Genomic DNA, 12734 nt, shown 5'->3' on the forward strand with positions numbered 1-12734 from the left:
TGGCCGATCGAAACTGGTACTAGGTTAAATTAAAAGAGCAGATCGTTCGCAGCGCTTTTTTGGTAATAAAATGTCATAATATACATAATTATTCATGATAGTTTAATTAAAACTTTAGATTTGAAGTTGCGCTTTCGGCTTGAGATGTAATGAACCCTGCCACAGATTATTTAACATTTGAATTTAAAAAAAGTGCGCAAGTGGCAAATTCCGGCATTCCCAGTTCGGCTTACCTGCACGTACCTTTTTGTCGCCGCCGCTGTTACTACTGCGATTTTCCGGTTTTTGTGGTGGGCGATCGCAAAAATGGCGAGAATTCCGGCACAATCGTGCAATACGTTGCCGTACTGTGTCAAGAAATTCAAGAAACTCCAAATTTAGGGGCATCTCTAGAAACAGTTTTTTTTGGTGGCGGCACGCCTTCGCTGCTTTCTGTCAGTCAGTTGAGCAATATTTTAGAGACTCTCGACGGCAAATTTGGGATTGCTGCTGGGGCGGAAATTTCTATAGAAATAGACCCGGGTACGTTTACTTTAGAACAGTTGCGGGGATATGCAGCGGCGGGAGTAAATCGAGTTAGTTTGGGAGTGCAAGCTTTTCAGGATGAAGTGCTGCAAGCTTGCGGACGATCGCACTCTGTCGCTGATATTTTTGAAGCAGTAGAAATAGTGCGATCGGCTGGTATTGTCAATTTCAGTTTAGACCTGATTTCGGGACTGCCGCACCAAACTTTAGAACAGTGGGAAGCTTCCCTGAAATCGGCGGTGGAAATTAGCCCGACTCACCTGTCGAGTTACGACTTAATTGTTGAGCAGGGGACTGCTTTCGGGCGCTACTTTGAAGCAGGCGCGCAGCCGCTACCAGCAGATGAAACCGCTGCTCAAATGTACCGTTTAGCGCGGGAAATTCTGACCGGTGCTGGATACGAACATTACGAAATTTCTAATTACGCTCGATCGGGCTATCAGTGTCGCCACAACCGCGTTTATTGGGAAAATCGCCCTTATTACGGCTTGGGAATGGGGGCGGCGAGTTACGTGGAAGGCCGGAGGCTAACAAGGCCTCGCAAAACTCAAGAATATTATCAGTGGGTGCGATCGATGTCTGGCCTCAATTCCCCTGCTACCCCAAAACTTGGAGGGGAAACCCAGCCAGAGATGGATCGAGAAATTGAGCAAAATTTTCAAGTATCAGAAAATGACGTTTTGTTAGAAACGCTGATGCTAGGTTTGCGTTTAGCAGAAGGAGTTAGCCTGTCGGCGCTGACTGAAAAGTTTACGCAGCAAACGGTTGATAAAATTTGGCATTGTTTGCAACCATACTGGCGGCAAGGATGGGTGGAAATTATGACGGAGGATAGGGCGATTCCCTACGGGATAGCTTCGCTTCACGCAACTTTAGGCGAGGGCGCGAAACTGCCGTTTTCGGGAAATTTGAGGTTGAGCGATCCCGAAGGTTTTTTATTTTCTAATACGATTTTAGCCGATTTGTTCAGCAAGCTAGGCGAGGATAATTAGCTCTGTCTGAGGAAGTACATCCCCACGCAAGCCGCTCGGCAGTAAAGCCCGGTATGCAAATTCGACAGGAAGGAAATTAAATTGCTCCCTAGCTTTATCCTGTCAAAAATGACTTATTTTATATCGATCCCTAAACAAAACTTAAGATGGGAACTCAGCCTTGAGATAGACGCAACGACTGAAATCCGGCTGTCATACTTAAGAGACAACATTTAAAAAATACCTTAATGGAAACTCTGACTTTAGAACGCAACAACATCCACAGCAATCCCAATCAGGTAATTAGCGAGCGCGGCTGCAATCCCACTTCTAAATGTAATTTTTGCGGTCACTATAAACTGCAAAGAGGTTCCGTGGGCTACTGTCAATTGTTGAACGCACCTGTTCGGGGAGGATGGAAATCTTGCGCTTTAGCAATGCCAGCTTTTGCACCTTCTTGGGAACACGTGGAATGCGCCAAAGTTTCCCCTGGGGTCTTTATTAATTAACCTAAGAAATGTTGAAAAATTTTTGTTTTCACGGGTGATATGGTATATTAAGTTTAAGCCAGTCGCCGATGGGTCACACAGTTTCACAAACAAGTTAAAAAGATGAATTTGACACTGAATGAGGTAATTTCCGACCGTCATGCGCGCATTTTGTGTTGGTATCTGAATACTACCAGTCAAGTGCAAATCGCTCGGATTACAAATATTCCTAATTGGTATTTTGAGCGGACGGTGTTTCCCGGGGAACGTTTTTTGTTTGAAGCGCTGCCGGAAGCTCAGTTAGAAGTTTGTAGGAGTGCGGAAAGCGGTGCTATTGTGTGCGAAGGAATTTTGTGCGATCGGCTGCGAGTTGAAGAGTTAAGCATGGCTGATTAAAGATAATTCCCCAGACTTACCGACGAGGGGTAGAAACCCGGTTTATTTTCAGAAACCGGGTTTCTCTGTGTGATGATAAAAAAAACTCCGTTCGCGATCGCACTTGCGACATCAGAAACCCGATTTCTTCGTAGATTTCTCGTTACTAAGCCCAAAATTGTTAGAAACCGGGTTTCTCGCCACCTCATGCGTAAGCCCTGAAACTGTCGGAAACGTTGATATAAGCTAAATTATAAAAAATCAACCACTGTCTAATACTAAAACCCGATGTCCCTCACCGAACAAATCCTCTCCCAACTGCCAGCAGACGCCCTTGGAGGCCTGAGAAAAGTCGATCGACTTTGGGAAAACCTCAAACAAAACACCGCACCAGCACCCCAAGCAGTCAAACACAGCCAACAACCCCTCGAAACCATCGACTTCGACATAGTTATCGGCGGCGGAACCCTAGGAATATTAATCGGTACAGCCTTAGCCGTGCGGGGTTGGCGAGTAGCCTTGCTCGAACGCGCCACCCTGCGAGGCCGCGAGCAAGAATGGAACATTTCTCGCAAAGAATTAGACGCATTCTTAGAACTAAATCTGCTATCTGTTGAAGAGATTGAAAAGGCGATCGCCACCGAATACAACCCAGCCCGCATCAGCTTTGCCAACACCCCAGACATTTGGGTGCGCGACGTACTCAACATCGGCATAGACCCAGTTTACCTCCTAGAAATTCTCAAGCAGCGATTCATAGAAGCTGGAGGCAATTTATTTGAAAATACACCATTGAAAACAGCCACAATTCACCCAAATGGAGTCCTTGTAGAATCGAAAAATAGCGATTTACAACTTACTAAAAATTTATTTAAAACCCGATTATTATTAGACGCAATGGGACATTTTTCGCCCATTGTCCGCCAAGCAAGACAAGGCAAAAAACCCGACGCCGTATGTTTAGTAGTCGGCAGTTGCGCTCAAGGATTTCCCCAAAACGAAACCGGCGACATATTTGCATCCTTCACCCCAATGCAAAATCAGTGCCAATATTTTTGGGAAGCATTTCCAGCCAGAGATGGCCGCACCACCTACTTATTTACCTACATAGACGCCGACCCAGAAAGATTCAGTTTAGAAACATTATTTGAAGAGTATTTACGCTTGCTTCCCCAATATCAAAACGTCGAACTCGAACAATTAAAATTCCAAAGAGCACTCTACGGATTCTTCCCCTGCTATCGCCAAAGTCCTCTAAAAACGCCTTGGAATCGCATACTCCCAGTCGGAGACAGCAGCGGTAGCCAATCTCCCCTCAGCTTCGGCGGTTTCGGCGCAATGGTGCGCCACCTCAAACGCTTGACTCTAGGAATTGACGAAGCTTTAACAAGCGATAGTCTCAGCAAAAATTCCCTAGCACTTTTGCAACCCTACCAGCCGAATCTATCAGTTACCTGGTTGTTTCAGCGTTCGATGAGTGCTGCGATGAATCAAAAAATAGACCCCAATCAAATCAATCAACTTTTGGCTACCGTCTTTCAGGTAATGGAAGAGTTGGGAGAACCGGTACTCAAACCGTTTCTTCAAGATATCGTGCTGTTTCCGGCTTTGTCCCAAACCCTGTTTAAAACAGCAATTAGCCATCCCGGATTAGTTATGAAAATTATCCCGCAGGTAGGAATAGCTAATTTGCTCGATTGGATGGTTCATTATGTAAATTTAGGAATTTATACGGGATTGCAGCCTTTGGGGAAAGCCGTAGAACCGCAGGTGAAAAATTTAGCACCGGAACAGCAATACTATTTTCACCGATTAGTTGAAGGGTGGCAATACGGCGCTGGAGGCGATTATTAAGTGAACAGGCTCTCCGGCCTGTTGCACAAGAAAATTACTCGTTACCAGGCTGGAGCCTGGGAACCAGTTAACTGATATATTATTTATGAGTTATGAAGGAGCTATAACTGCTAAAGCTTGGGGAATCACTCGGAATTTTGCAGGCGTGTGAGTGGTGATTTCACCGTCGGTATTAATCGGACGGCGTTTGCTAGTATTAACCTCAAATTCTTGAGCGTGCAAGGCACGAACGTTAGGCCAACTCGTATGATTTCCTTGCCTCATAGCCGGCAGCAAAGCAATGATTTCCCACCATTTTTTTGTTTCCAAACTGTACAAATCCAGTCGCCTGTCGTCGATTGTGGCATCTTCGGCAACTGTCATGCCGCCGCCGTAATAGCGACCATTTCCAATGGCAATTTGAATAGTTTTAACATTAAAACATTGGTCGTTTACCTTAATTTCTGCTCTGAATGGTCGCGCTGACAAAATTGTCTGCAAAGCAGTAAAAGCATACGCTAAAACTCCCCAGCGCTGCTTCACGTCTTTAGTCAAGCGCTGGCAAATTTGCACGCTCAATCCCAAACTCGCCACATTGAAAAAATGCTGACCGTTCACCCAACCCAAGTCTATTAGCCGAACTTGACGGCTGGCAATTACTTGACAAGCTGCGGATAAATCTGTAGGAATTCCCAGAGTGCGAGCTAGGTCGTTAGCAGTTCCCATCGGCAAAATACCCAAGGGTAACTTGGTGTCTATCAAACCTTCTATGGCGGCGTTGAGAGTGCCGTCGCCGCCGCCGATTATTACTAATTCGACTTGATTTTGGTAGCGCCGAATTGTGTCGGGAAGTTCGCGGGCGTGGTCGGTAGATTCTACAATTAACTCAAAACCCAGTTCTTGCAATTCTACAGTGGCTTGAGATAATAACTTTTGCCCTTTTCTGGAGTGCTGGTTTACTAAAAGTAGAGCTTTCTTCATTTGTTAATTTTTAATTGGTTGAGTATTTTTAATTACAAAAAGTATAGCTTGATGGCTTAACTTTATGAAATTAATGCTTTAGTTTCATTTTACCGATTATGATGGATTGACAAAAATGTCAAAAAAGGGATAATTGTAGCCAAAGATTCCTAAAAAGTACCTCCGGCTCTGGGCTAGCAGCAAACAATCTCGCTTCTGGATCAAAGTAAAACTAAAATTATGTCTAATTTTTTAGAACAAGGGCAAGTCGCTGCCGATCGCCAAAACTGGCCTGGGCTAGTCGAATGCTTGCAGCAACTGACAGCCAAGGGCAGCAAGCCGCAGGAACAACACATTTTAGAGCAAGCTGTCAGTTTAGCAATACAAGCTTTGGAATGGGGCGATTTTCAAGACCGCTGGGAAATTGCTAAAGTATTGCCGAATCTGGGAAATGGCGCGATCGCACCTTTAATTGCCGTGCTCGAAGACGAAGACGCTGACACGGAATCCCGGTGGTTCGCCGCCCGCATTCTCGGAAAGTTCGATCGCCCAGAAGTGATTCAAGCTTTAGTTGAATTGGTCAAAAATTCCGACGAAGAATTGAGCCCAATCGCCGCCGAAACCCTAGGGAATTTCGGCCCGACAGCCATAGAATCCCTCGCAACTCTCCTACTCCAAGAAGACTCGCGACAGTTTGCAACAGCAGCACTCGCCCAAATTCGGCGCACCGAAACCATCGCACCGCTGTTGAGCGTAGTCGGAGACTCTCAAGTTGCGGTGCGGGCAGCCGCAATCGAGGCCCTGAGCAGCTTTCACGACTCCCGCATCCCGCCGGTACTGGTAGCAGCACTCAAAGATCCGGCGACAGCAGTTAGAAAAGAAGCCGTGCGAGCTCTCGGCGCGCGCGCCTATTTAGACGCAGAGTTGGATTTAGTGAACTTGCTCAAACCTTTGCTTTCGGACATCCGATTAGAAGTTTGTCAGCAAGCGGCGATCGCGATCGGGCGAGTGAAAACCGATGCTGCTGCGGCTGCTTTATTTGAATTGCTGCGATCGCCCACAACTCCGGTTGAATTGCAAATCGAAACTGTGCGCGCCCTAAGCTGGAGCGAAACCGCAGTCGCTTTAGAATATTTGCAGCAAACCTTAATTGCCGAATTAAATAACACAAACTCTCCTATTTGTCAAGAAATTATCACTGTTTTAGGCCGAGTGGAAAAGCCGGAATTAAAAGCCAAAGCTGCTGAAATTATGCTCGATTTACTCGAAAGCAATCATCCCGCCGTGCAGTCCGCGGCAATCAAACAATCTTTAGCTTTAGGGTTAGGGCAATTAGGAGATATTAGAGCGCTAGATGTGCTGATTCAACTGTTAGCAGATGCCGATAACAGCATCCGGCTGCACTGTACGGCTGCGCTCAAAAAGCTAGGTGCGGCCAGGGCGAGGCAGCAATTAGAAAGTTTAGTTAAGCAAGAGAGTCTCGAACCAAGATTAAAACAAGGAATTGCGATCGCATTACAGGAATGGTAGGAAAATTAATCAAAAGACAGAATACCCAAATCCCCAACTTTTTGAAGAAGTCGGGGATATAATAGCGATCGCATCTTTCTTCTTCCTGGCCTCCGTTACATCCTTTACAAAATCCGTAGCCGAACTTCCTTCGGCTATATCATCGATTTTATTTGTGAATTTGGGCGATCGCACTTGTCACCCGCTCTAAATCTTCATCAGTTAAATTAGAACCAGAAGGCAAGCAAAGCCCGTACTCAAATAACTCTTGGGCCACGGCACCTTCAATACATTCGCAATCAGCAAATACTGGTTGTAAGTGTAAAGGTTTCCAAACCGGACGCGCTTCTATTTTCTCTTGAGCAAGCGCTAGGCGAACTTGTTCTCTATCTGCACCGAAAGCGGCAGGATCGATCGTCAAACAAGTCAGCCAGCGAGTAGCTTTTCCAAAAGCAGCTTCCGGCATAAATTCAATTCCCGGCAAATTTCCTAAAGCTTGTTTGTAAAAGTCAAAATTGCGTCGTCTCGCTTCAACTCGCTCATCCAAAACCCGTAATTGACCGCGACCAATTCCCGCCAAAACATTGCTGAGACGATAATTGTAGCCAATTTCTGAATGTTGGTAATGAGGAGCGGGGTCACGGGCTTGTGTTGCCAAAAAACGAGCTTTTTCTACCAGTTTTTGGTCATCGGAAACTAACATTCCTCCGCCGGAAGTGGTGATAATTTTATTGCCGTTGAATGAGAAAATGCCGATTTTACCAAAGCTTCCAGGCGATCGGTTTTTATAGCTAGCCCCTAGAGATTCTGCCGCATCTTCTATTAGCGGAATTTCATAAGCATTGCAAGCTTCCAGAATTGGGTCGATATCGCAACTTTGACCGTAGAGGTGTACGATAACAACAGCTTTGGGTAATTTACCAATTTTTGCTCGTTTGTCAAGTGCTTCTCTCAACAAGTCGGGGTTGAGGTTCCAAGAAGTGCGATCGCTATCAATAAAAACTGGTTTGGCGCCAAGATAAGTAATCGGCGTCGCAGTCGCAATAAAAGTCAGAGTCGAGCAAAAAACTTCATCTCCCGAACCGACGCCAATTAATTGTAAAGCCAAATGCAAAGCTGCGGTACCGGAACTAACAGCCGCTGCGTGTTTAGCGCCAACTACTTCGCAGAATTCTTGCTCGAAAGCATCCACATGGGGGCCAACAGGAGCGATCCAGTTGGTATCAAAGGCTTCTTTGACGAACTCCTGTTCGAGGGAACCCATGTGAGGTGTTGAGAGGAGGATTTGTTTGTTCATTTTATCTTCTGTTGGGATCTCGATAGGCAGGAAAAAAGTTTGACTTGAGGAGTTCTTCAGGCTGAATGTTTAAAAATTTTGCCCGCACTCCCACTAAATAATTATATTTTTCTTGGTCTGCAATCAGCCGCCCTGTAAGAAAATTGTGTCTTTGTCGGGAGAAACCTGCCTTGAAAGTGTACAGCCTATCTTTAGAGCCTCCTACACCCCCTCCTAAATGTAAAAATTCATTGCCCCGTTCTTTTGCCCAGTATCGGACATGATCTAACAATAAATTAAAAGGAGAATCGTGCAAAAACTGATTTTTCGTTCCGCCCAAATGAGCTTGAACTATCCCGCAGCATTCAAAAAACACACAAGCAGCCGCAACTTGCTCTTCCCATTCTACAATACATAAGTGAATGGCTTCGCCGAAATTGAAAAGTTGTGCAAAGTAATCCGGTTTATAATAATAAGATTGGCTCGATTCTACGCGATTCATTGTCTCTTCATAGATTTTTTTTAATTCATTCATATATTGCTCCAAAGGAACCATTCTGGCAGTAAAACCAAGTCGCTTGCACTTATTAATTGTACTTTGATGACCTCTTCTAGTATGAGCCCAGAGTTCAGCCTCAGAAAGTTTTAAATTAACTGAGACAGTTTCTCCGCTGACCGTGAAAGTTCCAGGATTAAAAATTTCATTAAACTTGCAGTTAAGGATTGGATGCAGTCGAAAAAAAGCTGAACATACACTTTTGCTTTTTAACGCACCTGTCAGTTCATTCATGGCCAAATCAGGAAAACCAGGAGTGTTAGCTGCGGCTTCACTTAATAAAATTCCCGGGTATCCATAGGGTGAGACAGCATCAAAAATTGCCTCGGATTTTGATTCGGGAGGCAGGATGTCATCACACCGACGCAGCAAATAAGGTACAAAGAAAATTTTGTCGCCGTCAACTATCACAACAGCTTCAGGAGTTGTATTGGTTCTGCTAGATTCCAAAACAGCGTACTCAGGCAAATCATAAACGTCGTGGCGCAGTTTTTCCAGAGTTTTCAGCCACAAAGTATTTTGTAGATCGATGATTTGAACATTCATAGTCTATCTTCTTCCGACCACAAGACGGGAAACACTGCCGGATCGCTGAAATCCGGGTCGCCGTCGGGCAATTTTCTACACAAAACTTCGTCAAAGATATGAATCTGCTTTCCTTGCTTGTTCCAAAAAGGCTGATAGTGGTTGGCCCGATCCTGGAGGTGAACTCCCATTGCTAAGCGGAAAGAATCGCTGTTATTCGGGTAGCTGCCGTGAATCGTCCAACGATGGTGAAAGCTTACTTGACCTTTTTTTAATGTCATAGCTATTTTTACCACTTGCTTTCCTTCTTGGCGAAATTTTTCTTCAAAATCCTCCAGGTTTGTGTGATTGAAAAACCGCACATCTTCGAGACCAGACCACTTGTGACTGCGATCGAGTACAACCAGTGGCCCCCTAGCTTCGTCGAAGTCGTGAAACGGAATCCAAGCTGTTAGCAAGTTGTGGGAACTGCAAGTGGCCCAGTAAGCACCATCTGCGTGCCAGCCGACTGCACTTTTACGATCTTTTGTTGGTGGTTTGTAAACTAGCTGATCGTCCAATAATCGAATCTGTTTTGTTCTGGCCAGACGCGCCGCGATCGCGCCAATTATTGGGTGAAGCCCCAATTTGCTAAGTTGCTTATTTTGCAAAGAAACAAATTCGTTATTGCGAACAATATCCCAGCCATCTTCTGGTTTCCAGTCGCTATATCCTTTGCTGACGGGAAGTTGTGTGTCTCGTTCTCCTCGGTAGAACCTTTCGATGCCTGAAATTGCCTCGTCAATAAGCTCATCTGGGAGTACCTTTTTTGAGATATACCAGCCGTGTTCTTCGTAAAAAGCGATATCATCTTCCGTAGGTAAAAGTGCTAGCTGTTCCTCCGAAAGACTGTAGGTAAAACTCTCCATTTTTAGTTTCTTCTAGATTGGGCAGTAAGAAAAGCCAGCGATTAAATCCCCTGGCTCATAGCTTAAGTCGTTTTTAGAGGACTCTCAAAAATCTTTAGTCTGTTTTAATAAACGAACCTCTACCGGAGCTCGCTGCTAGTTTTGCGATCGTCAAGCAGACCTGTGAATTCTGGGGCTGTAGTATAGCCTTCTTGGTTAATTCCGTCTCTTTTCAAGACTTTCAATACTGTCAGAAACAGAATTTTTAAGTCAAACCACAGAGTCCAATTATCGACGTAGTAAACATCAAGTTTGAATTTAGCATCCCAGCTAATAGTATTGCGACCATTGACTTGAGCCCAACCCGTAATTCCAGGCATAACTTCGTGGCGACGTGCTTGTTCTGGAGTATAGCGATCGAGGTATCTGACGAGTAAAGGACGAGGGCCAACAAAACTCATGTCACCTTTAAGAACGTTCCAGAGTTGAGGAAGTTCGTCCAGACTGGTTTTGCGAAGAAATTGACCGAGGGGTATGAGACGCTGTTCGTCGGGTAGCAAATTGCCATCAGCATCGCGATCGCTTGTCATAGTGCGAAACTTGTAGAAATTGAAAACCCGACCGTTTTTACCGGGACGGAGTTGGCAGAAAAAGATGGGCCCGCCCATGCGGATGTAAATGGCGATCGCAACCATTAATATTACGGGAGAGAAAACTGCCAGCGCGATCGAGGCGACTAATCTATCTAATACTGCCTTGACCAATTGGCTGTATTTACTGAAACTCTTGGTAGAAGCAACTTCTGAATTCATGAGCACACTCCGGTTTATTGACTATTGAAAATTTTGTAAATTTACCTGAACTTCACCGAGCGAGAATTAATGAGATATTTGACAGTAATATTGATTCTAATCAGCCCCATGATTAGACCGACCACCCATCGTTTCTAAAATATACTTTAAATCTTGCATCAAAGAACACTTTTCCATGTAGTCCAAATTGATTCGCACTTTATCTGGGTAAATTATTTCGTTGTTATACTGCACTGGATCGCTAACTTTTGCGAGTATTTCTTCTTCATTTCTGTAAGCGAGAGTTGCAGGGCCAGTAATTCCAGGTCGCAGCAGAAGCAATTTGCGATCGTCACCTTGCAATTTGTCTGCATAACCCGGAACATCGGGTCTGGGCCCAACCAAACTCATTTCGCCAACGAGTACGTTCCACAGTTGTGGCAACTCGTCTAACTTCCAGCGTCGCAAATAACGGCCAATTGGTGTCACCCGCGAATCCCCTGCAACAGTAATGGAGCTATCTTTCACGGTTCGCACGCTCATAGTCCGAAATTTTTTAACAGCAAAAATTTCTCCACCTTTACCAACTCTTTGTTGGATAAAAAGGATAGGAATACCCGATGTAATCCAGATCGATATAGCTATTATTGCCATTGGTACGGCTAGAATTATTAAACCTACAAACGCCACTGTAAAGTCAAAAATTCGTTTGCCAAATTGCAGGTACATACTAAAATACTCCCGGATAATATTGTCTTTGAAATAACATAAGTATCCACAACCTCATAATTTATTGCATCATTTCTGCTGCCACAGGATTCAGATTTCCCCCCGATGCTAGGAAAGAGCTGCCATAGTGTGTTAATTCCATCAACAAAGGCAAAGGATCGTGCCAGCGAAAGTCATCGTATGTGCGCGGGCGATCGCCAAACACGATCCGTCCCGCCGAAGCCAGCGGAGCCAGACCTTTTCCTGTGCGAAATTCAGCTACCCCTGCTATAATTTCACCTACTATCCACAAACTGGCAACTGGTTGTAACAAAGGTTTAAAACAATCCGCATCTGGCTCGCCATTAGTTAACATAGTTACCAGCCCTCTCGGAAAATCAAAGCCATTCTGAACAGCCAAATTCAGCGCTCCCCAAAAGCGGGGATTCATTTCGATTAGATAGGCAGAGGAAAGCTGAGAATCGACAATAAAGTCAAAATGTCCAATTCCTGTCCAATTCAGTGCTTTTGCCATCCTTTGGGTATAGTCGTGCAGCAGCGGAAGTTCGCACGGTTCGCGCAGCACGCTAGTGCCAAATCCTCCTTCTTTGCAGCGCAAGTAGCGTTCGACAAAACAGGCTTTGACTTCACCATTCTTGGCAAGGAAGCAACTGCCAAATACGCTGCCTTCTGCATATTCTTGTAGAATTGGCAACTGATTATTTGCCAAACCAAAATTTTCGACTATTTCGCGATATTTCGAGCGAGTTTCTTCCAGAGAGTTGACGCGAAATACACCTTTGCCGCTATTGCCGCGCCGCGTTTTGATAATTAGCGGAAACCCCAACTCTTGCGCGCATGATTCTAGTTCTATGAGATTGGTAGGAGCGAGAGTTTTGGGGACAGCAACTTTTGCTTCCAAAGCGATTTTAATAATTTCGTATTTGTCCAAAACTCTAACGAGATCGCTGCGAGGAGGACAAGCAATTAGCAAATTTTCTGGGAGGAGAGCGCGATAAGTTTGTATGGCTACAGCATCCTCGTGGACTGGCAGCAAAACATCGATTTTTCGCCGCTTGACAATTGCCGATATGGCTGTTACATATTGCTCTGGTTCTTTAAACGGATCGGGAACGCGATCGAACCCGCGAACAAATCTTGAAACCCGCACCATGCTCAAAGCAGTAGAACCGCAGGCATAGACTTCAAATCCAGCGCGGCAGAGGCTTTCTGCGGCGATATAAGCTGTGCGACACCATCCGTAAGTAACTAAAATTCGCATAATCATCCTTTAATTAGTTAATCTTTTACTCAGACAAAGCTTCAGCAC

General features: G+C 45.0%; 12 protein-coding genes. 5 read left to right on the forward strand and 7 right to left on the reverse strand.

All coding sequences use genetic code 11. From position 1 onward, the window contains the following. The first annotated feature begins 149 nt into the window (after window positions 1-149). From hemW to QUA78_RS00345, 4 genes are all read left to right on the forward strand, one after another. Window positions 150-1517, forward strand: a complete 1368-nt coding sequence (gene hemW, locus QUA78_RS00330; protein WP_333299651.1) for a radical SAM family heme chaperone HemW — start codon at window positions 150-152, stop codon at window positions 1515-1517. A gap of 227 nt (window positions 1518-1744) precedes the next feature. Further along, complete coding sequence (locus QUA78_RS00335) at window positions 1745-2005, forward strand: hypothetical protein (protein WP_333299652.1); 261 nt, start codon at window positions 1745-1747, stop codon at window positions 2003-2005. Window positions 2006-2107: 102 nt separating this feature from the next. Beyond that, window positions 2108-2380, forward strand: coding sequence for a DUF1830 domain-containing protein (locus QUA78_RS00340; protein ID WP_333299653.1), 273 nt, complete (start codon window positions 2108-2110; stop codon window positions 2378-2380). Window positions 2381-2647: 267 nt separating this feature from the next. Continuing rightward, window positions 2648-4213: an FAD-binding oxidoreductase gene (locus tag QUA78_RS00345; RefSeq protein WP_333299654.1), complete on the forward strand. Its 1566-nt coding sequence runs from the start codon at window positions 2648-2650 to the stop codon at window positions 4211-4213. Window positions 4214-4303: 90 nt separating this feature from the next. On the opposite strand, the gene QUA78_RS00350 is transcribed toward QUA78_RS00345, so the two are convergent. Beyond that, the gene (locus QUA78_RS00350) at window positions 4304-5173 is read right to left on the reverse strand and encodes a lipid kinase (RefSeq protein WP_333299655.1); all 870 of its coding nucleotides are present in this window, start codon (window positions 5171-5173) and stop codon (window positions 4304-4306) included. A 219-nt stretch (window positions 5174-5392) separates the two neighbouring features. Here QUA78_RS00350 and QUA78_RS00355 point away from each other — a divergent pair, with 219 nt between their 5' ends. Beyond that, window positions 5393-6682 carry a HEAT repeat domain-containing protein gene (locus QUA78_RS00355; RefSeq protein ID WP_333299656.1) on the forward strand — a complete coding sequence of 430 codons (1290 nt, stop codon included), beginning with the start codon at window positions 5393-5395 and terminating at the stop codon, window positions 6680-6682. 148 nt (window positions 6683-6830) lie between these two features. On the opposite strand, the gene QUA78_RS00360 is transcribed toward QUA78_RS00355, so the two are convergent. The 6 genes from QUA78_RS00360 to QUA78_RS00385 all read right to left on the reverse strand — a co-directional run bounded on the left by QUA78_RS00360 (window position 6831) and on the right by QUA78_RS00385 (window position 12686). Next, window positions 6831-7958, reverse strand: coding sequence for an aminotransferase class I/II-fold pyridoxal phosphate-dependent enzyme (locus QUA78_RS00360; RefSeq protein ID WP_333299657.1), 1128 nt, complete (start codon window positions 7956-7958; stop codon window positions 6831-6833). Window position 7959: 1 nt separating this feature from the next. Further along, window positions 7960-9039, reverse strand: coding sequence for a FemAB family protein (locus QUA78_RS00365; RefSeq protein WP_333299658.1), 1080 nt, complete (start codon window positions 9037-9039; stop codon window positions 7960-7962). After that, the gene (locus tag QUA78_RS00370; RefSeq protein ID WP_333299659.1) at window positions 9036-9926 is read right to left on the reverse strand and encodes a phytanoyl-CoA dioxygenase family protein; all 891 of its coding nucleotides are present in this window, start codon (window positions 9924-9926) and stop codon (window positions 9036-9038) included. The genes QUA78_RS00365 and QUA78_RS00370 overlap by 4 nt, the downstream gene beginning before the upstream one ends. Window positions 9927-10045: 119 nt before the next feature. Then, window positions 10046-10717 (reverse strand): sugar transferase, encoded by a 672-nt coding sequence (locus tag QUA78_RS00375; protein WP_333299660.1) that lies wholly within the window; start codon window positions 10715-10717, stop codon window positions 10046-10048. A gap of 96 nt (window positions 10718-10813) precedes the next feature. Next, the gene (locus QUA78_RS00380; protein ID WP_333299661.1) at window positions 10814-11425 is read right to left on the reverse strand and encodes a sugar transferase; all 612 of its coding nucleotides are present in this window, start codon (window positions 11423-11425) and stop codon (window positions 10814-10816) included. A gap of 61 nt (window positions 11426-11486) precedes the next feature. Next, the gene (locus tag QUA78_RS00385) at window positions 11487-12686 is read right to left on the reverse strand and encodes an ATP-grasp domain-containing protein (protein WP_333299662.1); all 1200 of its coding nucleotides are present in this window, start codon (window positions 12684-12686) and stop codon (window positions 11487-11489) included. Window positions 12687-12734: the final 48 nt, after the last annotated feature.

This window comes from Microcoleus sp. K4-B3, from assembly GCF_036704615.1.
Classification (GTDB): domain Bacteria; phylum Cyanobacteriota; class Cyanobacteriia; order Cyanobacteriales; family Microcoleaceae; genus Microcoleus.